This window comes from Bacillus cereus group sp. BfR-BA-01311 (assembly GCF_022664295.1).
GTDB lineage: Bacteria > Bacillota > Bacilli > Bacillales > Bacillaceae_G > Bacillus_A > Bacillus_A cereus.
Genome location: NZ_JAKUHC010000019.1, coordinates 34,442 through 54,551 on the forward strand (window position 1 = coordinate 34,442; position 20,110 = coordinate 54,551).

The window sequence follows — 20,110 nt, forward strand, 5'->3', positions numbered from 1 at the left end:
GAGTGATACAAGTATGAGAGTGTCAGTTGTTATTCCAGTGCATAATGAAGCAAGTACTTTATCAAAAGTTTTAGTAGAGGTAAGACAGCTCGAACCATATGAAGTTATCATAGTAGATAATGGATCTACAGATGGGACGAAGGAAATAGCATTACAGCATAATTGCCGTGTGATTTATTATAGAGATTCTCTTGGTAATGATGTGGGACGGGCAATTGGTGCTAGAGAAGCAAAAGGTGAGATTGTTTTGTTTTTAGATGGTGATATCGTCATGAAAAGTGAAGAATTATACAATTTTATTAAAGGAATACGACAAGGGCATGAGATTGTTTTAAATAATTTAACATGGTCCGTTTACTTGAAGATGAGACCGCATTATACGACGGTTGGAAAATATATGTTAAATCGTTATTTGAACAAGAAAGAGTTTGTTGTAGGATCTTTAATTGCAATACCACATGCGATAAGTCGTAAAGTGATTGAAAAACTGGGGTGGTGGAATTTAGCAGATCCAGCATTATTTCAAGCGATGGCGATGTCTAGAGGAGTAGATATTTCTGATATGGCTTCAGTTGATGTCATCTACACAAATAAAGTTCGACCTGTGCATACTGGTACATCACCTGGCTCTCCTTATCCGAAAGCGACTAGTCGTATTATGGGTGATCATTTGCGAGCTTTACAATACGTAATCGAAACATATGGTAAACGCGGTGGTTTTCCAGAGAACAATAGAGATAGAGAGTTTGTAGGAAAGTATAAACCAGTTTTATTACAAAAGAATAAAGCGAAATATAGTGCCATTATCCCAGTATCAGAAGAGAAAATAACCATAAGGTCTGTTATAAAAGAAGTGAAAGAAGCAGGTGTAGATGAAATTATAGTTGTCGCGAATGGAGCAGATGTTGAGACTGTTAAACAGGCAAAGCTAGAGAATGTTATTGTCGTTGAATTTACGAAGGCGCTTGGACATAATGTAGCACGAGCAATAGGTGCCATGCATGCTACGGCAGATATTTGTTTATTCGTTGATAGTGATCTTGTTATTCCAGCAAAAAAACTCACTCTATTTTTACATGCTGTTGAAGATGGAAATGACGTGGTGTTAAATGATTTACAATGCTTATTAGATATGTTTCATCCAGCAGATCCAATTAGTATGGGAAAATACTTTGTGAATTTGATAGCGAAACGACCAGATTTATGGAATAACTCACTAACTGCTGTACCACATGCCATTCATAAGAAGGTAATAGAGAAAATAGGATATGATTCCCTTATCATTCCGCCATTAGCACAAGTGAAAGCTATTTTAGAAGGATTCTCTATTACAACAGTAGAGTTAGTAGATGTTATAAAAACAAATCGAGTACGTCCAGAGCAACACGAATTTGTAAATGGGCGTATTTCAGCGTTTGATCGTATTTTCGGTGATCAACTTGAAGCGGTTGCGTATTTATTACAATGTACGGACGAACGTGGTGGTTTTACAGATGGAGATAGAGATAGAGATGTAATTCAACAATTGAGAAGGGAAGAAGAGAATACAAATGAATAGTAGTAAAGTAGCTATTATTGGGCTAGGGTATGTTGGCCTTCCTTTAGCAGTCCATTTTGCAGAAAGAGGGCATACAGTACTTGGATTAGATAAAGATATTAGAAAAATAGACTCAATTATAAAAGGAGAAAGTTATATTCCGGATGTTTCTTCTAAAGAGTTACAAAGTTTATTGACGAAAAAAAAATTAACAGTAAATACACCGGATCAAGGCATTGCTGATTTTCAAAATAGTGATTATGTTATTGTCACTGTCCCGACTCCAATTAATGAACAAAGAGAACCAGACTTAAGTGCCCTCATTTCAGCTTCGCATTATATACAACAAAACCTTCAAAAAGGACAAACCTTCATTTTTGAAAGCTCCACATATCCAGGCACACTTGAAGAAGTCATCCTACCTATTATTTCTCAAAATGGTAAAAAGGTAGGGGAAGATTTCTATATCGGATATTCCCCTGAGAGAATTGATCCAGCAAATAGTCAATATTCAGTTCAAGCTATTCCAAAAGTTATTAGTGGACAAACAGAAAAGTGTAAACAAAAGGTACAGGATTTATATAGTACCATTTTTGACGAAGTTGTACCTGTTAGCTCTCCGAAAGTAGCAGAGATGTGCAAGCTATTTGAAAATATTCAGCGCTTAGTTAACATTTCTTTAGTAAATGAACTAAACACACTATGTGAAAGTTTAGGCATTGATTTTTATGAGGCCATTGAAGCGGCATCTACAAAACCATTTGGGTTTACTCCGTATTGGCCAGGGCCAGGGATAGGGGGACACTGTATTCCCGTAGACCCTTTATATTTTCAATGGAGAATAAAAAAGAATGGGGCAATTAGTCAATTAATTGAGGCTGCACATATAATTAATGAAGAAATGCCAGAGAAAATGGTCCGGAAAGTAAAAAGTGTGGTGCAATTACCTGCAACGGTGTTAATTGTAGGGATTGCGTATAAAAAAGATGTAAATGATTTGAGAGAATCACCAGCGTTACCGATTATTCAATTATTAAGAAATCAAGGATACGAGATAGAATATCATGATCCTTATATTTCTTCCGCGGAAATTGGAGATAAGGTGTACCAATCTGTTTCTTTAGATGAAGAAAAAGTTAAAAAAGCGGATTGTATTTTAATTTTAACGGATCATTCTAATATTGATTGGAAGCTTTTTAAAGGAATGGATCGAGTAATAGATACACGCGGGATTGTAAAGAAGGTGAGTAAATGAGTAAGAAATGTTTAATTACAGGTGGGGCCGGATTTATTGGGTCACATTTAGCTGAAGAGTTGATGAGAAGAGGTTATGAGGTCACTGTTGTGGATAACTTTTATAAAGGTAAAAATAAGTACCATAAAGAGTTAATGAAAGAAATCCGTGTTATTCCAATAAGTGTTTTAGATAAAAATTCTATTTATGAATTAGTAGATCAGCATGATGTCGTGTTTCATTTAGCAGCAATTTTAGGTGTGAAAACAACAATGGAAAAAAGTATAGAGCTCATAGAAACGAATTTTGATGGGACGAGAAATATTTTACAAGCAGCGCTAAAAGGAAAGAAGAAAGTAGTTTTTGCTTCTACTTCAGAAGTATATGGTAAGGCTAAGCCGCCTTTCTCTGAAGAGGGAGATCGATTGTACGGGGCAACTTCTAAAATTCGTTGGAGTTATGCGGTTTGTAAAACGTTAGAAGAAACATTATGTTTAGGATACGCATTAGAAGGCTTACCGGTAACGATTGTTCGATATTTTAATATTTATGGTCCAAGAGCGAAAGATGGTCCGTATGCAGGAGTAATTCCGCGATTTATCCGTGCGGCACTGCAAGGAGAAGACATTCTCGTATATGGAGATGGAAAGCAGACACGTTGTTTTACGTATGTAAGTGATGCGGTAGAAGCAACAATTCGGGCAATGGATGAGAAGGTAAATGGTGAGATTATTAATATAGGTTCTGAGAATGAAAAGAGCATAAAAGAAGTAGCAGAAGTAATTAAAAAATTAACGAATTCTTCTTCGAAGATTGTCCAAGTGCCTTTTGAAGAAGTATATCCTCATGGTTTTGAAGAAATTCCAAATAGAAGACCAGATGTAACAAAATTAAAAGAGCTTGTTCAATTTCAGGCGAAAGTAACGTGGGAAAGCGGATTGAAGGAAACAATTAAGTGGTTTCGTGAACAAAACAATGGCTAAGTCATTATCTGTTATTATTCCTGCATGTAATGAGGTCGATACGATTTCAGACGTTATTCAATCGGTAAGACCATTAAATCCAGTAGAAATCATTGTAGTAGCAAACGGTTGTAATGATGGAACAGAAGATGTTGCAGATCGTTTAGGGTGTAAAGTAATCAAGCATACAGAGCTACTAGGGAACGATGTTGGACGTGCAATCGGCGCAAAACATACGATAGGTGATGTATTACTATTTATAGATGGTGATTTTGCTATTCCAACTTCAAAATTAAAATTATTCCTTAATCCGATTTTATACGATCAGGCAGATGTAGTTTTAAATAATTTGGATGCATTATTTTTAAAAAGGCAAAAAACCACTTCTATTACAGTATGGCGCCAAATATTAAATGCAATGTTAGAGCGTGAAGAATTAAAAATGAATTCTTTATTAGATGTACCTCATGCGCTGACGAAAGAAGTCGTTCAAAGCATCGGATATGAAAGTTTTGTTAATCCTATTGTGGCTCATTTACGCCTAGTTCAAAGTAAATGGAGAATTAGTCGTCATTGTGCCATTGACGTTATTACGCCGAATAAATTTCGTCCATTCCAGCATGCTGCATATGGGCCAAATCTTTCCCAATCTGAAAAAAGAATGATAGGTGATCATATAGAAGCAGTAGCAGAACGGATATTAAGCAGTGATGAGCGCGGAGGATATTATGATGGAAATAGGAAAAGGGATAGTGTCTATCATACTTTAAGTTTTGAAGAGTTTTATCAAGGGTGGGGTGTTACATCTGATTTCTATAAAGGAAAGCAACTATCGGTTGTTATTCCCGTACAAGATGAAGAGAAAACAATTGAAAACGTTATAGAAGAGCTTCGCAAAATTGAACCCTTCGAAATTATCGTTGTCGTAAATGGTTCGTCAGATAAAACGAAAAAAATTGCAAAAGACAAAGGGGCAACGACAATTGTATATAAAGAAGCACTCGGAAATGATGTGGGGCGCTCACTTGGAACGTATTTTGCAAAAGGAGAAATTGTGTTATTTATAGACGGCGATTTTGTTATTCCAGCGAGTGAGCTATATCCTTTTGCGAAAGCTATTGCAGATGGAACAGATGTTGCATTAAATGATCTAAATCATTATTTAGATTTAAGAGTACCGCTTCATCTTGTAACTGCATTTAAATATGCATTAAATTTAGCTTGTGATAGAAAAGATCTAGGCGTAGGCTCTCTTATCGCTGTACCGAATGCGTTTAGCCGTAAGTGTTTGAAAGAAATTGGGTATAGATCTTTACTGGCGCCGTGTGTAGCCCAAGTGAAAGCTATTCTTTCAGGATTTGAAGTTGCATGTGTAAGTCGTGTTGAGGTCGATAAGATGAACCGTATTCGTCCCAGTGAACATTTTGCTAAAATAGGTCATCCACCAGCTGTACTTCGAATTATAGGTGATCATATAGAAGGACTAGATCAAATAATTGCATTAACAGACAATCGTGGCGGATTCTATGATGGCAATAGAAAAAGAGATGTTTTATAGAAGTAACAAAAAAAGTGTACAACATGTGTACACTTTTTTGTTCTGTTATAAAAACTATAACAGATTAGGAGATAAGAGTATTACAGCTCTACAATGGGTATTGTTCTTATATTACAAAATAGGACTCGTATATAAGGATACCAAAAAAATACAATTAAGGAAAGGGTTAATTTTAAAGACTTTTAAATGAAGTTAACACTATATATATAGTAGTTTGCTCAATATTTCACAAACATGTCACAACTATTTCGTTCACTTTCGTAAAAAAGTAGTATTCTAAGTGTGTAAGCTGTTATATAAAAAATCTTAGTCCTGTACTAATCAAAAATGGAGGAGATTAGGATGACTCAAGTATTAGAAAATGTTAAAAACGCATGGGAAAACTTTAAAGGTGAAAAATGGAAAGCAGAGATTGATGTTCGCGATTTCATTTTAAATAATGTAAACGTTTTCGAAGGGGACGAATCTTTCTTAGCAGAAGCAACTGAAGCAACGAAACAACTTTGGGATCAAGTAATGGATTTAACAACGAAAGAACGTGAAAACGGTGGCGTTCTTGATATGGATACAAAAATTGTTTCTTCTATTACATCACATGACCCAGGATACTTAAATAAAGATATTGAAAAAGTAGTCGGTTTCCAAACTGATAAACCATTTAAACGTTCTTTACAACCATATGGTGGTATTCGTATGGCAGAACAAGCTTGTGAATCTTATGGATACGAAATGGATAAAGAACTTAGTCGTATTTTTAGAGAGTGGAGAAAAACTCATAACCAAGGTGTATTTGATGCATACACACCAGAAATGAGAAATGCACGTAAATCAGGTGTTATTACTGGTCTTCCAGATGCATACGGACGTGGACGTATTATCGGTGACTATCGCCGAGTAGCGTTATATGGTATTGATCATTTAATTGAAGCGAAAAAAGCTGATTTGAATTTAACTGGTGGTGTAATGAGCGAAGATACGATGCGTTTACGCGAAGAGTTATCTGAGCAAATGCGTGCACTTCAAGAGTTAAAAGAAATGGCTGCTTCTCATGGCTTCGATATTTCTAAGCCAGCAACAAATGCACAAGAAGCATTCCAATGGTTATACTTCGCATACCTTGCAGCGATTAAAGAACAAAACGGAGCTGCAATGAGTCTTGGACGTACTTCTACATTCTTAGATATTTACATTGAAAGAGATTTAGCAAATGGTACTTTAACAGAAGAAGAAGTACAAGAAATTGTCGATCACTTCATTATGAAATTACGTCTTGTGAAATTCGCAAGAACACCTGATTATAATGAATTATTCTCTGGTGACCCAACTTGGGTAACTGAATCTATCGGTGGTATGGCATTAGATGGTCGTCCATTAGTAACAAAGAACTCATTCCGTTTCTTGCATACATTAGATAATTTAGGACCAGCTCCAGAACCAAACTTAACTGTTCTTTGGTCTAAACAATTACCAGAGAACTTTAAAAACTACTGTGCGAAAATGTCTATTAAAACATCAGCAATTCAATATGAGAATGATGACATTATGCGTCCTGAATACGGCGATGATTACGGTATTGCATGTTGCGTATCTGCAATGAGAATCGGTAAACAAATGCAGTTCTTCGGAGCTCGTGCAAACTTAGCGAAAGCATTATTATATGCGATTAACGGTGGCAAAGATGAAAAGTCAAAAGCACAAGTTGGTCCTGAGTACGCACCAATTACTTCTGAAGTATTAAATTATGAAGAAGTTATGCATAAGTTTGATATGACAATGGAATGGTTAGCGGGTCTATATTTAAACACATTAAATGTTATCCATTACATGCATGATAAATATAGCTATGAACGTATTGAAATGGCACTTCATGATACAAACGTTCTTCGTACAATGGCAACAGGTATCGCTGGTCTATCTGTAGTAGCAGATTCATTAAGTGCAATTAAATACGCAAAAGTAAAACCAATTCGTGATGAAAATGGTATTGCAGTTGACTTCGAGATTGAAGGAGATTTCCCTAAATACGGTAACAATGATGATCGTGTAGATGAGATTGCTGTAAATCTTGTAAAAACATTTATGAATAAACTTCGTAAACATAAAACATACAGAAACTCTGTTCATACAATGTCAATCTTAACAATCACATCTAACGTTGTTTACGGTAAGAAAACTGGTAATACTCCAGATGGCCGCCGTACTGGAGAACCATTTGCACCAGGTGCGAACCCAATGCATGGACGCGATACAAAAGGTGCATTAGCTTCATTATTATCTGTGGCTAAATTACCATATGAAGATGCACAAGATGGTATTTCTAATACATTCTCTATTATTCCGAAAGCACTTGGTAAAGAAGATGATGTACAAGTACGTAACTTAGTATCAATGCTTGATGGCTATGCAGTAAAAGAAGGGCACCACTTAAATATTAACGTATTTAACCGTGAAACATTAATGGATGCAATGGAACATCCTGAGAAGTATCCACAATTAACAATTCGTGTATCTGGTTATGCTGTAAACTTTATTAAATTAACTCGTGAACAACAAATTGATGTAATTAACCGTACAATGCATGAAAGCATGTAAATGAAAAAAGGTTTCCCTTCGCTCTTAATATATAGCGAAGGGAGGCTGTTTCAATAAAGGAGGAAGTAACATGGTAAAAGGAAGAATACATTCTGTAGAGTCTTGTGGTACTGTTGATGGCCCGGGGATTCGTTATGTCATATTTACACAAGGGTGTTTATTACGTTGTCAATATTGTCATAATGCTGATACGTGGGAAATCGGTAAAGGTAAAGAAATAACAGTTGAAGAAGTGATGCAGGATGTGACATGTTACCTTCCATTTATTGAAGCTTCCGGAGGCGGTATAACAGTTAGCGGTGGAGAGCCATTATTACAGCTAGACTTTTTAATTGAGTTGTTTAAAAAGTGTAAAGCGGCTGGTATCCATACAACAATCGATTCTTCTGGTGGTTGTTATTCTGAGGAACCAGAATTCCAAAATAAGCTAGATATTTTAATGGATTATACAGATTTAGTTTTATTGGATCTGAAACATATCGATTCCAAAAAGCATCGTAAATTAACAGGGAAACCAAATGAACATATTTTACAATTTGCTCGTTATTTATCGGATAAGAATAAACCGATTTGGGTACGACACGTATTAGTTCCTGGTGTTACGGATAATGAAGAGGATCTACAAAAACTATCTAGCTTTATTCAAAGTCTGTCTAATGTTCAAAAAGTTGAAGTGTTACCATATCATAAGCTTGGTGTATATAAATGGGAGGCGCTTGGACACAAGTATCCACTCGCAAATGTAGAACCACCTACTGAGAAAAATGTAGAACATGCTAAATATATTTTACAAGCGGTCTAATCCAAATATTGGATTAGGCTTTTTGCTTTCTTTACAATAAAATCTAGAGTATATATTGATAAAAGAGTATACTGAAAGTAGAATATCCATAATTTTGTACGGAATAAATGGAGAAATTTACATAATTGTAAAGGGAAATCAAAATAGTAAAAAGAATTAAGAAGTAAAAGAGTGAGTATCATGGAATAGAGAACATTTGTAAGTTATTGCGAAAGCTCTTATAGGAAAGTATAATGTAAAGATATGAGCACAGATAGGATTAAGGGGTCAATCTTATATGCTTTGCATATCCACGACAGGTACATAGCTGAAAGGGAATTATTAGAATCTGTTTATGTAATTTTTAAGGAAAATGTTTTTCCTATTGTCGTATATGCAATATGGAGAAACAAAAAGCTAGGAGTGGATTTGTTTGATAAAAAACCCCAAGGTTTTAATATTAACTGCACATTACGGTAATGGTCATGTGCAAGTAGCAAAAACATTAGAACAAACATTTCGCCAAAAAGGAATTGAAGATGTTATTGTATGCGACTTGTTTGGAGAATCACATCCATTTATAACTGACATTACAAAATATCTATATTTAAAAAGTTATACAATAGGAAAAGAATTATATCGTTTGTTTTATTACGGGGTAGAAAAAATTTATGATAAGAAAATAGCATCTTGGTATGCGAACTTTGGAAGAAAACGTTTGAAAACACTATTACAGGTGGAGAAACCAGATATTGTAATTAATACATTTCCAATTATCGCTGTACCAGAATTGAAGAAACAAACAGGTATTTCAATTCCTGTCTATAACGTATTAACGGATTTTTGCGTGCACAAAATATGGATTCATCGAGAAGTAGATCGTTATTTTGTTGCAACGGATCATGTGAAAGAATTGATGGTTGATATCGGTGTACCTGCGGAACAAATTGTTGAAACAGGAATTCCAATTCGGAGTAGTTTTGAGTTAAAGGTAAATCCAGAAATCATATATACTAAATATCAGTTATGTAAGAATAAAAAGATTTTACTAATTGTAGCAGGTGCTCATGGGGTATTAGGAAATGTAAAAGAACTATGCCAATCATTTATGTCAGTGCCTAATTTACAAGTAGTTGTCGTTTGTGGGAAAAATGAAGCTTTAAAACAGGATTTATTAAGTTTACAGAAGCAAAATTCCGATGCATTAAAAGTGTTTGGGTATGTTGAAAATATTGATGAATTATTCCGTGTTACTTCTTGTATGATTACGAAGCCAGGCGGAATAACATTAAGTGAAGCAGCAGCGTTGCAAGTACCTGTCATTTTATATAAGCCTGTTCCAGGACAAGAAAATGAAAATGCGATGTACTTTGAAAGAAAGGGAGCAGCAGTTGTCATTCGCGATGATAGTGAGGTTTTTGCAAAAACAGAGGCATTATTACAAGATGATGTGAAGCTTCTTCAAATGAAAGAAGCAATGAAAAGCATCTATCTTCCAGAGCCAGCTGGTCATATTGTAGATGCAATTTTGGCAGAAAATCATGCAGAACCGCGTCATATACCTATTAAATCACCTGCTCTTGCACAATCTTTTACTTAATATGAAACCCTCTTTGTATATGTAAAGAGGGTTCTTTATTATTTTCAAAGAAAATTCAGCCAGTTATCCACAAAAGGATTACGCTTTCATTAAACAGTAAAGTCGGAATATTAACAACTATATCCACATTGTCCACAATTTTTAGAAAAATATCCACAATTAAAACAGCTGATATATGCTTTAATATAGAAAAATATTAAATGTTTTTGAAAATTACTAACAATTCTGTTGGTTTTGTGGATAAAGTTGTCCACAGCAAAAAAGCCCCTTATGTATGAAGTGCCCCCCGAAAACGGGACACCAATCAAAACACCTAAACCACTTGTTCCCTAAATTCTTTAGGGGATAGGTGGTTTAATTTTTCTTGAATTCGCACACAATTGTAGTAATGAATGTATTCTAGCACAATCTTTCGCACAGTTGTGTTGGATACTTTTGTTATCTTTTGTGAATAGAAAGCTTCACTTTTCAAATGACCAAAGAAGCTTTCCATGACGGCATTATCATGGCAATTTCCTCTCCGGGACATGCTGGTGATCATGCCGTTTTCTTTGGCGTACGCTTGAAATCCTTTTGCTGTATAAATACTTCCTTGATCCGAGTGAAGAAGTACATCTTTTACTTTTCGCCCTCTCATTGCTTGTTTTAATGTCTTCATCGCCAATGTCAGTGTTTGTGATTCGCTGATGACACAACTAATAATTTCACGATTAAAGGCATCCATAATCGTTGATAAATACAAGGTACGCTCTCCAAATAATAAATAAGTTACATCCGTAAACCACTTTTCATTTGGTCTGGATGCATCGAATTGGCGCTCCAATCGATGAGGGGCTACCATTGGTTCCGTACCATTGATATATTTCTTTTTCTTTCGACGTACTTTTGAAAGAATGTGATTTTGTCTCATGATTCGTAATACTTTTTTATGATTGACACACAGTCCCATTTTTCGAAGAGTAGCGGTCACTCTTCGATATCCATATCGTAATTTATGCCTAAGACAAACATCCTTTACTTTCTCTTCTATATCATCTTTTAGATCTTCCGTTCGTTGTAACCAACGATAAAATGTGGACCGAGGTAATTCTAATACGTTACAAAATTCTTTTACCGTTAGTTTTGTTCTTAAGTCGTTCCATAAAGTAACTACAGTTTCTGGTTTCAACCCCTTTCGATTTCTAGATACTTTCCCCATACAAGTAATTTGGTTTTTAAATGTTTATTTTCTAAGCGTAGCTGTTCTAATTCACTGAGCTCTTTTGGTCCTTTTCCATAAGAATATTGCTTTCCTACAGGTTGTTGAAAACGATACGTTTGATCTGTACGATACCATTTCATCCATGTCTTAATTTGGGAAACATTTTTAATTCCGAGTTTCTCCATAATTGTACGATTTGAATAACCTTCTTTCTTCATTTTAATGACTTTCCACTTTGTTTCTTCTGGGTAATGAACTCTTGTCTTCAAACGAAAAACACCTCCATTGAATTTGCATACTTAGTATGCGAATTCAGGAGGTGTTTTTTTCATGTACCACTATTCGGGTTCACTTCAGTATAAGGGGCTTTTTTGCTTACTTCTATCAATCGAGAAAATTATGTAATGAAAATGAATAATTAGGGGGGGAAACTTCTAATTATTCATTTTCACTTTAAATGCTTTTCGAGCGATATCCTGCTGCACGATCTGCTTTTTGAAATTCGCGTTGATAGAGAACTTCTTGTGTACTAGATAATGTGTTTTTTGCTTTATCACGTTTCTTTTTATCCATTACAAATCACCTCGTGTCTTAAAGTTACTATTTATCGTTTCCAAAGACATGAGGGGATATACGCATATGGAAAATGTTAATGATTGATTATCATTTCAGAAAATTTAGATTATGCTTCTTTTAATTGATGAGCATCTTGGAAGGTTGTATCTCGCATTGTAGCAAGTGTGTATTGATCTTTTGGAATTTCATATAAGTTATATACTTCTTCGTTTGCGTTAATTTCATCATATACGGCTTTTCTTGTTTCGTTTGCTAGATTCACATATTGCAGTTTTTCTGCAGCTTTAATAGAACGAATATTTATTTTACGAATACGCATGAAAATTGTTTCAATATCTAATTCATAGAAAAGTTCACTAAAAAATGAATCTTTTGCCAATTTATTATAGCCTTTTCCATGATATGGTTTGCCAAGCCATGTCCCGAGAAATCCAGCTTTTTCTTGCACATCAAATAAAGTAATTGTTCCGATAGGGTTACCCCATTCATCTAAAATTGTGCGTGAAATTAATTCACCACGCTCTTCAGCTTCAATCGTTTGTTTTGTTAAGAATAAATATTCTTCATAAGAATAAGCCTTTTGACGCACAAAAGGGAAGACAGCTGGATCCACCATTAACTCGTATAGAACGTGGCTGTCGTGTAAGTCGCGTTTTTTCAACATACTAACTCCTCCTCACACGAGGGTAGCATGACGAAAAAACACCCCACCCTCGAAATTTTTATATCAATCTTTAAAAAATTTCGGGGTGGGAATCGAACCCACTAGAACCAGTTTCTAACGCTGGTGGCGCACCATTTGCCTTCCCCATTCATCAATTTGAAAATGATAATCACGACACAAATTGATTATGGTTTCATTCAGTTTATAATCGTATAATACTTTATCTAGTCAAAAAAATAAACTAGTTTTTTTTATTTTTTTTGTAAATTATTTTTCCATCAATCATAGTTAGTACAGGCTTGGCTAAATAATGGAAAGGATGATGAGTCCATAACACGAGATCGGCGTCTTTTCCAACCTCGATGCTTCCAATTCTATCCTCTAAACGCAAATTTCGCGCTGGGAATATGGTAATTCCTTCTAGTGCTGTTTTCTCGTCTAATCCTTCTCTTACTGCGACAGCGGCACAAATATTTAAATATTGAATGGGTGTATAAGGATGATCTGTTGTTATAGAAACTTCCACACCATTTTTAGATAATATATGGTAAGTATCCCATGTCTTGTTTTTTAGTTCGATTTTAGAACGACGTGTCAGAGTGGGACCAACTGAAACCTTCAAATTATGTTTCGAAAGCTCTTCAACAAGAAAGTGTCCTTCTGTACAATGTTCAATACGTAGATCGAGGTTGAATTCCGTTGCAAAGCGTAGCGCAGAACTAATATCATCTGCTCGGTGAGCGTGGATACGTACGGGTATTTCACGACGTAATGCTTTTAAAATAGGAAGCATTCGAAAATCAGCTTCGTGCCCGTAGTGTTGTGCTTCATAGAATGATTCCCGAAGTAACCCCATAATCCCCATACGTGTAATGGATTCTTTTGTTCCATTACTATGGACTTTTTTAGGATTTTCTCCAAAGGCAATCTTTAAACCAGCAGGTTCTTGAATAATCATATGATCAATACAAGTTCCAGCTGTTTTTATTACACAAGTAGTCCCCCCGATAATATTTTGACTGCCAGGCATAACGTGAACGGTTGTAATTCCGTTTTGTACAGCGTCTTGAAAGGCGATATCCAAAGGGTGGATTCCATCTAAAGAACGAATATGTGGTGTTGAAACTTCAGATGTTTCATTGGCATCATTTCCAGCCCAACCAGTGCCTTCATCATAGAGACCAAGGTGAGTATGGACATCAATAAAGCCAGGTAAGAGATGGAGTGCTCGTGCATCTATAACGGTCATATCTTGAGTAGGTTGAATAAAAGGTTTGACCTCGGTAATTCGCTCTCCTGTAACGAGTACATCGCCTTGAAACTTTTGAGATGTAATAGGGTATACAATGGCTTGTTTGAGCAATATTTTCATAGGTACCTCATTTCTGTTACTTTATAATGCTAATGGAAGTTAAGGGAAAGTAACTGAAAGGTTATTTGTATGGTAATGCTTCGGATCCTAGAAAATGAAAGTTTTGAAAGAGCCCATGTAAAATTGTGTTTTAGAAGTACTACATTGTATGCGAAAGTATATTTTGTAATGCATGGTCTATTGCCGGAAATGTGTATTGGTATCCATGTTCAATTGCCTTAATGGGTAATACACGTTGCCCTTCTAGTACAAGTATGCTCATTTCACCTAATAAAGTTTGAATGATAAATGAAGGTACAGGCAACCAATGAGGCTTGTTCATTATAGTTGCAATGTTTTCTCCAAATTCCTTCATTCTTATGGGTGTTGGTGCTGTCATATTAAGAGGACCATCAATTTCTTTTTTGTGTATGATGAAATCCATCATACGGACGACATCGTCTATATGAATCCATGATAACCATTGTTTCCCAGAACCAATGGTGCCGCCGATATAGAATTGATAGGGAAGTAGCATTTTTGGAAGAGCTCCTCCATTTGCACCTAATACGACTCCAAATCTTGCGTAGATTGTTCGTATTCCGAGAGAACGTGCTTTAGATGCTTCTTGTTCCCATGAATATACTGTATTTGCTAAAAAGTCATTTCCAGGAGTCTCATGCTGTTCTGTAAAAGACTCTATTTCAGATGTTCCGTAGTATCCAATAGCACTTGCGTTAATAAATGTGTGTGGCTTTGTATGGAGTCCCTGCAATTGTTTAATGAGTCCTTTTGTTGTTTGAATTCTACTGTTTAAAATGGCTTTCTTTTGTTGCTTTGTCCATCTACTATTAATAGACTCTCCGGCTAGATTAATAACTACATCAATAGAAGAGAGGGGGAAGGTTTGTAAATCTGGTGTCCATTGAACATACTGAAGGTTAGGGTCGGAAGTTTCAGTAGTTTTTTTTCGTGTGAGAATGTAAACAGTATATCCTTTTTGAATAAAAAAAGTAGAAAGGGATTTACCGATAAAGCCTGTACCACCAGAAATTGCGATTTTCACAAGTATTTCCTCCTCATTATATATATTCTTGAAAAGAAAAAATGTTCCTCGACTATGTTAAAATAATAGAGAGGTGAGAGTATGGCTGTCATTACAAAAATAGAAGTACAAAAACGATCGAAAGAACGATTTAATATTTATATTGATAAAGGTCAAGGCGAAGAGTACGGATTTAGTGTGGATCAAGTAATCTTAATAAAACATGGATTACAAAAGGGCTTAGAAATTGATGAAATCGAGTTAGGGAATATTTTGTACAATGAAGAAGTACAAAAAGCATATTTACAAGCAATCTCCTATTTATCCTATCAAATGAGAACAAAACAAGAAATAGAAGATTTTTTACGAAAAAAAGAAGTGGGACAGGCCATCATCTCTGAAGTCGTTTCGAAATTATTACATGACCGATATATTAATGATAAAGAGTATGCTGTTTTATATACGCGAACGCAAAGTAATGTGAATCGAAAAGGTCCAACTGTTATTAAAAGAGAGTTATTAAATAAAGGTGTTCAGGATTTAATTATTACACATAGTTTACAAGAATATCCGAAGGAAAAGCAAATTGAGAATGCCTTGTTTCTCATAGAGAAGAAGAAAAAATCTTATCAAAAACATTCTTTTTTACAAATGAAACTAAAGTTAGATGAGATGCTTGTTCGAAAAGGATATTCTAGAGAAGTAATTCAAATTTGTTTGGAAGAATTGAAAGACGAAAAAGATGACGAAAAGCAACAAGAAGCGTTACACTATCATGGGAATAAATATTATGAGAAATATAAGAAGCATGATGGATGGACATTTGAAAACAAGATGAAACAAGCGTTATATCGAAAAGGATTCTCTATTGATGAAATCGAGATATTTTTGCAAATGAAACGCGAAGAGGAATGAGGAGAATAAGATGAATATGCCAAAACGCTACAGTGAAATGACACCGCATGAGCTAAGGGAAGAAATTGGCGCTTTGAAGGAGCAAGCAGTAAAAGCTGAGCAGCTTGGGATTGTCAATGAATTTGATGTATTAATGAGAAAAATGGCAATGGCTCGTGCTTATATGACGGATATAAACAAGTTCCATATTGGTGAAACATATGAATTAGTAGAAGAACCTGGTGTATTATTTAAAATTACGTATTTCAATGGGGTATTTGCTTGGGGATATAAGCAAAATGATAATGAAGAGATTGGCATACCAATTTCCTTATTGCAAGAAAAATAAAAACCAGAGAGCACATATCTCTCTGGTTTTCATCTTTGGTAGGCGTTAAAGGAGATAGGAGATTCTAAAATTGGCGTTTTTTACATTCATTTGCCAATATAATGAGAGACTGGGTTTGTTGCGTCTGTCCGTTAACTTGCGCTTTCGCATGTTTTGGACGAGTCCACGTATGGTTAAATAATTCAGAACGACTATCTAAGCGATCACGGTAGCTCATCTTTATCACCTCGTGTAGGAAGTTAATTTAATTTGTACTACTCTTCCTGCTGATTTGCAGCACGCATACGTTCTTGTGGGTGCGTGTTAATTGTGCCGTTAGGTCGTTTCGAAGCGAAGCGTGATTTCGCTTTCGGTTGACCGTCGATTTTGCTGTTGTTTTTTGACTCAGACCAAAATTCGGCTTGTTTACCCATTGCGAACGCCCTCCTCATTATCGGTTGATACCTTTTTAAGAAGTATCAATTATAGAATGTGCAAAATTGAAGAAACTATCCTTTAGAAATGAAGGGATAAATAGGTAAAAGGAGATTATAATATGAATGATATTTATGAAACATTAACGAAAGAATTATTAGACAAGAATGACAAGCTTTCTTACGCACAAGCTCGTGCGTGGGTTGAGTTACTATGGGAAGATTTTCAAACAACTTATGCAAAATCAGGTCGTTATCAAGGCGATGAAATGACGGAACAAGTGGTACGATCATGGATTAATAATCATGGTGTACGCCTTCATGAAATGCGGACAAATAATCCGAAGTATAGTCATTTAATTAATCAAGAAGATCATTTGAAACATTAAAAAAAGCGACTTAAGTCGCTTTTTTTAATGTGGAAGTAATTCCAGTTTTTTTCGAAGCTTTTCTTCACTAAAGATCCATCCTGTATAGGAATTAATAATATTTAAATTGTGGTCGAGCTGAACGATTGCAACAAATGGATAATAATCTTTACTTCGATATCGTAAATCAATGAATCGTACTTCATAATAATGGTCATGATCAAAAATATCCCAGCGATATACAGGAGAGAAAGATAGGAAGGCTGAGATGTTTTCATCTTGTTTAGCTGCTCGCATAATATTGTTGTCTGGGAACGGTACCCGATCGAACTTGTCATATATCATGATGTTACCACGGTGCCATCTCGCAACGTAGTAATAATCAGCCGTAACGACTGCTAAATGGTAATGATAAAATCGGTAAGAAGGAGAAATGATAATCTTTTCGACATTTTTGAAACGTTTGTGTACAACGCTTCTTATATTTCTGTGCATCATAATCCGTCCGATATAGTAAACAATCATTAATATATATGCCGCTAAAGCTGTATATCCCTTATGAGAACCGACGAGCATGCAAGCAATTGCAAGTATATGGATAAAGAAAATTACGGTATCGAATGTATTAATTATGCCAAGTGCGACCCATTTTTTTGTGAAAGGTCGTAATGCTTGTGTACCATAGGCGTTGAAAATATCTACAAAGACGTGAAGAAAGACGGCAATAAATGACCAAAGTAGTAGATGAAGATATGGAGCTTCTGAAAAGAAGGCGAAAGAGATGCCACTTATAAGGAATGACCAAAGAATTACCGCGGGAATAGAATGAGTAATCCCACGATGATTTCTTATATATTTAGCGTTATTACGCAATTTTAGAACTGTGTCAATGTCAGGAATGTTGGAACCAGCAATTGTAGCAAGCATAACAGCTTGGGGGCCAATATCACTTTGTGCTATGGCTGGATCTAATGTTGCTAAGCTACCTAAAGTGATACCCATAACAAGGTGAGTGGCTGTGTCCATAGAAATCCACCTCCGTTTTTTATTAATGTAACTCTTTTTATTCGATACCTCAAGTCCTTTGCCTTCTATTTCCTATGTCATCTTACTTAAATTTTTTCCTAAAATCTTTATAATAGTACTTATATGCAAAAAAATGAGGGGGATCAAGTTTGACACTTGAAATACTAAACAATTTTAATATAGAGCAGTTTCAAAATGATTTAATTGGTTGGTTTGAAGAAGAACAGCGTGACTTACCGTGGAGAAAGAATAAAGATCCATACCGTGTTTGGGTTTCTGAAATTATGTTGCAGCAAACAAGAGTAGAAGCTGTAAAACCATATTACGCAAATTTTATGGGGAAGTTTCCTACACTTGAAGCGTTAGCGAACGCAGATGATGAAGAAGTATTAAAAGCATGGGAAGGTTTAGGATATTATTCTAGAGCACGTAATTTACATGCGGCAGTAAAAGAGGTAAAAGAAGTATACGGCGGGGTTGTACCAAGTGATGTAAAGAAAATTGAAAAGTTAAAAGGAGTAGGACCATATACAAAAGGTGCTATTTTAAGTATCGCATATGGTATACCAGAGCCGGCAGTTGATGGAAATGTTATGCGTGTATTATCTCGTATTTTATCAGTATGGGATGATATTGCAAAACCAAAGACTCGAAAAGTTTTTGAAGAGATTGTGCGTGAAATTATTTCAGTAGAAAACCCATCTTATTTTAATCAAGGATTGATGGAATTAGGTGCATTGATTTGTATTCCTAAAAATCCATCGTGCTTACTTTGTCCTGTGCGTGAGCATTGCAGAGGATATGCTGAAGGTGTTCAAAAAGAATTACCAGTAAAAAGTAAAGCGAAAGCTCCTAAAATGGTACCTATTGTTGCAGGCGTACTTCAAACTGAAGACGGTCGTTACGTTATTAATAAACGTCCAAGTACAGGTTTGTTAGCTAACATGTGGGAGTTTCCTAATGCTGAACTTGGAGAAGGTATTCGAAATCAGAAGGAACAGCTTATAGATTATATGAAAGAAAAATTTGAGCTCGAGGTTTCTATTGATGAATACGCAATGAATGTACAACATACGTTTACACATCGTACTTGGGATATATTTGTATTTTACGGAAAAGTAACCGGTAATATTGTTGATACAGATACATTAAAATTTGTATCGAAAGAGGTATTTGAGCAATTACCTTTCTCAAAATCACACCGTACTATTTATGAAAATTGTGTGGAGAAAATTACAATGCAATAAATAAAAAAGTGTTCCCAATCTAGGGAACACTTTTTTAATCGTAAGAAATTTTTGTCCCATGAGTCCAACTAGCTTCACCTTCTTGTAAGCCGCCTCTTGATTCAATTTCTACTACAATTTCTTTGTAAATACTCTGCCCTTCTACATTTAAATAAGGCAGAACCTGTTGTAGTGAGTGATGAAAATAAGCTAATTCATCTTCTTTCCATTCATTTTTTGAAATCATCGTTAGTTCAGTCATATCGCGTCCTATATACATATTTCCACCTCCATTTCTTATAGTTTGAATAAGTAACAAAAGATATATGCGGAAATTATTCAAAAGAAAATTACGGATAGCTTCTAAGTGAATTGGTTACATTATTGATTGTGGAGGTGAGAAAGATGAGTAAAAAACAACAAGGTTATAACAAGGCAACTTCTGGTGCTAGCATTCAAAGTACAAATGCTAGTTATGGTACAGAATTTGCTACTGAAACAAATGTACAAGCAGTAAAACAAGCAAACGCACAATCAGAAGCAAAGAAAGCACAAGCTTCTGGTGCACAAAGTGCAAACGCTAGTTATGGTACAGAATTTGCTACTGAAACAGACGTGCATGCTGTGAAAAAACAAAATGCTAAGTCAGCTGCAAAACAATCACAATCTTCTAGCTCAAATCAGTAATGAAAGAAAAACACTTCTCTAATTCGGGAGAAGTGTTTTCTTTTTG

22 protein-coding genes are annotated in these 20,110 nt (G+C 35.3%); 13 read left to right on the forward strand and 9 right to left on the reverse strand.

The features are described from left to right. Nucleotides 1-13: 13 nt before the first annotated feature. The 8 genes from MR136_RS25660 (at nucleotide 14) to MR136_RS25695 (ending at nucleotide 10,264) form a co-directional block, all read left to right on the forward strand. Complete coding sequence (locus tag MR136_RS25660) at nucleotides 14-1,558, forward strand: glycosyltransferase family 2 protein (protein ID WP_242259669.1); 1,545 nt, start codon at nucleotides 14-16, stop codon at nucleotides 1,556-1,558. Continuing rightward, complete coding sequence (locus tag MR136_RS25665) at nucleotides 1,551-2,792, forward strand: nucleotide sugar dehydrogenase (protein ID WP_001088925.1); 1,242 nt, start codon at nucleotides 1,551-1,553, stop codon at nucleotides 2,790-2,792. The genes MR136_RS25660 and MR136_RS25665 overlap by 8 nt, the downstream gene beginning before the upstream one ends. Continuing rightward, the gene (locus MR136_RS25670) at nucleotides 2,789-3,754 is read left to right on the forward strand and encodes an NAD-dependent epimerase/dehydratase family protein (protein WP_017673805.1); all 966 of its coding nucleotides are present in this window, start codon (nucleotides 2,789-2,791) and stop codon (nucleotides 3,752-3,754) included. The genes MR136_RS25665 and MR136_RS25670 overlap by 4 nt, the downstream gene beginning before the upstream one ends. Then, nucleotides 3,747-5,291, forward strand: coding sequence for a glycosyltransferase family 2 protein (locus MR136_RS25675; protein WP_242259671.1), 1,545 nt, complete (start codon nucleotides 3,747-3,749; stop codon nucleotides 5,289-5,291). The genes MR136_RS25670 and MR136_RS25675 overlap by 8 nt, the downstream gene beginning before the upstream one ends. Next, a complete protein-coding gene (locus MR136_RS25680; RefSeq protein ID WP_002094217.1) occupies nucleotides 5,260-5,481 on the forward strand; it encodes a hypothetical protein in 222 nt (73 codons plus the stop codon). Before MR136_RS25675 ends, MR136_RS25680 begins: the two co-directional genes overlap by 32 nt. A gap of 152 nt (nucleotides 5,482-5,633) precedes the next feature. Continuing rightward, nucleotides 5,634-7,883 carry a formate C-acetyltransferase gene (gene pflB, locus MR136_RS25685; protein WP_000195471.1) on the forward strand — a complete coding sequence of 750 codons (2,250 nt, stop codon included), beginning with the start codon at nucleotides 5,634-5,636 and terminating at the stop codon, nucleotides 7,881-7,883. 70 nt (nucleotides 7,884-7,953) lie between these two features. Then, a complete protein-coding gene (pflA, locus tag MR136_RS25690; RefSeq protein ID WP_000238458.1) occupies nucleotides 7,954-8,685 on the forward strand; it encodes a pyruvate formate-lyase-activating protein in 732 nt (243 codons plus the stop codon). Between the two features lie 412 nt (nucleotides 8,686-9,097). Next, on the forward strand, nucleotides 9,098-10,264 hold the full coding sequence (locus tag MR136_RS25695; protein ID WP_000594691.1) for a diglucosyl diacylglycerol synthase: 1,167 nt from the start codon (nucleotides 9,098-9,100) through the stop codon (nucleotides 10,262-10,264). 313 nt (nucleotides 10,265-10,577) lie between these two features. Here the strand turns inward: MR136_RS25695 and MR136_RS25700 are convergent. The 5 genes from MR136_RS25700 to MR136_RS25720 form a co-directional block, all read right to left on the reverse strand. After that, nucleotides 10,578-11,734, reverse strand: a protein-coding gene (locus tag MR136_RS25700; RefSeq protein ID WP_128809306.1) for an IS3 family transposase whose coding sequence is annotated in 2 segments (ribosomal slippage) — nucleotides 10,578-11,482 and nucleotides 11,482-11,734 — 1,158 coding nt in all. Because the reading frame shifts where the segments join, the coding sequence is not laid out codon by codon here. A gap of 184 nt (nucleotides 11,735-11,918) precedes the next feature. Beyond that, entirely contained in the window at nucleotides 11,919-12,038 is a 120-nt protein-coding gene (locus MR136_RS25705) for a YfhE family protein (protein ID WP_000358482.1), read from the reverse strand. A 109-nt stretch (nucleotides 12,039-12,147) separates the two neighbouring features. Next, nucleotides 12,148-12,705, reverse strand: a complete 558-nt coding sequence (locus MR136_RS25710) for a GNAT family N-acetyltransferase (RefSeq protein WP_000914737.1) — start codon at nucleotides 12,703-12,705, stop codon at nucleotides 12,148-12,150. Nucleotides 12,706-12,946: 241 nt separating this feature from the next. Then, nucleotides 12,947-14,077: an amidohydrolase gene (locus MR136_RS25715; RefSeq protein ID WP_000698319.1), complete on the reverse strand. Its 1,131-nt coding sequence runs from the start codon at nucleotides 14,075-14,077 to the stop codon at nucleotides 12,947-12,949. Between the two features lie 139 nt (nucleotides 14,078-14,216). Next, a complete protein-coding gene (locus MR136_RS25720) occupies nucleotides 14,217-15,122 on the reverse strand; it encodes a TIGR01777 family oxidoreductase (protein WP_000684382.1) in 906 nt (301 codons plus the stop codon). Nucleotides 15,123-15,203: 81 nt separating this feature from the next. Between MR136_RS25720 and recX the strand changes: the two genes are divergently transcribed. Together recX and MR136_RS25730 are read left to right on the forward strand one after the other, a co-directional pair. Next, nucleotides 15,204-16,016 (forward strand): recombination regulator RecX, encoded by an 813-nt coding sequence (recX, locus tag MR136_RS25725; protein ID WP_000268502.1) that lies wholly within the window; start codon nucleotides 15,204-15,206, stop codon nucleotides 16,014-16,016. A gap of 10 nt (nucleotides 16,017-16,026) precedes the next feature. Next, nucleotides 16,027-16,344, forward strand: coding sequence for a YfhH family protein (locus MR136_RS25730; protein ID WP_001057020.1), 318 nt, complete (start codon nucleotides 16,027-16,029; stop codon nucleotides 16,342-16,344). Nucleotides 16,345-16,408: 64 nt separating this feature from the next. Here the strand turns inward: MR136_RS25730 and MR136_RS25735 are convergent, their stop codons facing one another. Both MR136_RS25735 and MR136_RS25740 read right to left on the reverse strand, forming a co-directional pair. Then, a complete protein-coding gene (locus MR136_RS25735) occupies nucleotides 16,409-16,561 on the reverse strand; it encodes a YpzG family protein (protein ID WP_000122093.1) in 153 nt (50 codons plus the stop codon). Between the two features lie 37 nt (nucleotides 16,562-16,598). Continuing rightward, nucleotides 16,599-16,757, reverse strand: coding sequence for a small, acid-soluble spore protein K (locus tag MR136_RS25740; protein ID WP_000517891.1), 159 nt, complete (start codon nucleotides 16,755-16,757; stop codon nucleotides 16,599-16,601). 122 nt (nucleotides 16,758-16,879) lie between these two features. Between MR136_RS25740 and MR136_RS25745 the strand changes: the two genes are divergently transcribed. After that, complete coding sequence (locus tag MR136_RS25745; RefSeq protein ID WP_000998166.1) at nucleotides 16,880-17,146, forward strand: YfhJ family protein; 267 nt, start codon at nucleotides 16,880-16,882, stop codon at nucleotides 17,144-17,146. Between the two features lie 24 nt (nucleotides 17,147-17,170). On the opposite strand, the gene MR136_RS25750 is transcribed toward MR136_RS25745, so the two are convergent. Next, a complete protein-coding gene (locus tag MR136_RS25750) occupies nucleotides 17,171-18,151 on the reverse strand; it encodes a metal-dependent hydrolase (RefSeq protein ID WP_000379111.1) in 981 nt (326 codons plus the stop codon). Between the two features lie 149 nt (nucleotides 18,152-18,300). Here MR136_RS25750 and mutY point away from each other — a divergent pair, with 149 nt between their 5' ends. Then, nucleotides 18,301-19,398, forward strand: coding sequence for an A/G-specific adenine glycosylase (gene mutY / locus MR136_RS25755; RefSeq protein WP_000171397.1), 1,098 nt, complete (start codon nucleotides 18,301-18,303; stop codon nucleotides 19,396-19,398). Between the two features lie 34 nt (nucleotides 19,399-19,432). Here the strand turns inward: mutY and MR136_RS25760 are convergent, their stop codons facing one another. Continuing rightward, nucleotides 19,433-19,657 carry a hypothetical protein gene (locus MR136_RS25760; RefSeq protein WP_000275436.1) on the reverse strand — a complete coding sequence of 75 codons (225 nt, stop codon included), beginning with the start codon at nucleotides 19,655-19,657 and terminating at the stop codon, nucleotides 19,433-19,435. A gap of 125 nt (nucleotides 19,658-19,782) precedes the next feature. Here MR136_RS25760 and MR136_RS25765 point away from each other — a divergent pair, with 125 nt between their 5' ends. Then, nucleotides 19,783-20,064, forward strand: a complete 282-nt coding sequence (locus MR136_RS25765; RefSeq protein ID WP_000039035.1) for a gamma-type small acid-soluble spore protein — start codon at nucleotides 19,783-19,785, stop codon at nucleotides 20,062-20,064. The last annotated feature ends 46 nt before the right edge of the window (nucleotides 20,065-20,110 follow it).

What these genes read in the sequence shown, in the direction of transcription:
- MR136_RS25660 (WP_242259669.1), top strand. Translation starts at nt 14, where the DNA reads ATGAGAGTGTCAGTTGTTATTCCAGTGCATAATGAAGCAAGTACTTTA.
- MR136_RS25665 (WP_001088925.1), top strand. Translation starts at nt 1,551, where the DNA reads ATGAATAGTAGTAAAGTAGCTATTATTGGGCTAGGGTATGTTGGCCTT.
- MR136_RS25670 (WP_017673805.1), top strand. Translation starts at nt 2,789, where the DNA reads ATGAGTAAGAAATGTTTAATTACAGGTGGGGCCGGATTTATTGGGTCA.
- MR136_RS25675 (WP_242259671.1), top strand. Translation starts at nt 3,747, where the DNA reads ATGGCTAAGTCATTATCTGTTATTATTCCTGCATGTAATGAGGTCGAT.
- MR136_RS25680 (WP_002094217.1), top strand. Translation starts at nt 5,260, where the DNA reads ATGATGGCAATAGAAAAAGAGATGTTTTATAGAAGTAACAAAAAAAGT.
- pflB (WP_000195471.1), top strand. Translation starts at nt 5,634, where the DNA reads ATGACTCAAGTATTAGAAAATGTTAAAAACGCATGGGAAAACTTTAAA.
- pflA (WP_000238458.1), top strand. Translation starts at nt 7,954, where the DNA reads ATGGTAAAAGGAAGAATACATTCTGTAGAGTCTTGTGGTACTGTTGAT.
- MR136_RS25705 (WP_000358482.1), bottom strand. Translation starts at nt 12,038, where the DNA reads ATGGATAAAAAGAAACGTGATAAAGCAAAAAACACATTATCTAGTACA.
- MR136_RS25710 (WP_000914737.1), bottom strand. Translation starts at nt 12,705, where the DNA reads ATGTTGAAAAAACGCGACTTACACGACAGCCACGTTCTATACGAGTTA.
- MR136_RS25715 (WP_000698319.1), bottom strand. Translation starts at nt 14,077, where the DNA reads ATGAAAATATTGCTCAAACAAGCCATTGTATACCCTATTACATCTCAA.
- recX (WP_000268502.1), top strand. Translation starts at nt 15,204, where the DNA reads ATGGCTGTCATTACAAAAATAGAAGTACAAAAACGATCGAAAGAACGA.
- MR136_RS25730 (WP_001057020.1), top strand. Translation starts at nt 16,027, where the DNA reads ATGAATATGCCAAAACGCTACAGTGAAATGACACCGCATGAGCTAAGG.
- MR136_RS25735 (WP_000122093.1), bottom strand. Translation starts at nt 16,561, where the DNA reads ATGAGCTACCGTGATCGCTTAGATAGTCGTTCTGAATTATTTAACCAT.
- MR136_RS25740 (WP_000517891.1), bottom strand. Translation starts at nt 16,757, where the DNA reads ATGGGTAAACAAGCCGAATTTTGGTCTGAGTCAAAAAACAACAGCAAA.
- MR136_RS25745 (WP_000998166.1), top strand. Translation starts at nt 16,880, where the DNA reads ATGAATGATATTTATGAAACATTAACGAAAGAATTATTAGACAAGAAT.
- MR136_RS25750 (WP_000379111.1), bottom strand. Translation starts at nt 18,151, where the DNA reads ATGGACACAGCCACTCACCTTGTTATGGGTATCACTTTAGGTAGCTTA.
- MR136_RS25760 (WP_000275436.1), bottom strand. Translation starts at nt 19,657, where the DNA reads ATGTATATAGGACGCGATATGACTGAACTAACGATGATTTCAAAAAAT.
- MR136_RS25765 (WP_000039035.1), top strand. Translation starts at nt 19,783, where the DNA reads ATGAGTAAAAAACAACAAGGTTATAACAAGGCAACTTCTGGTGCTAGC.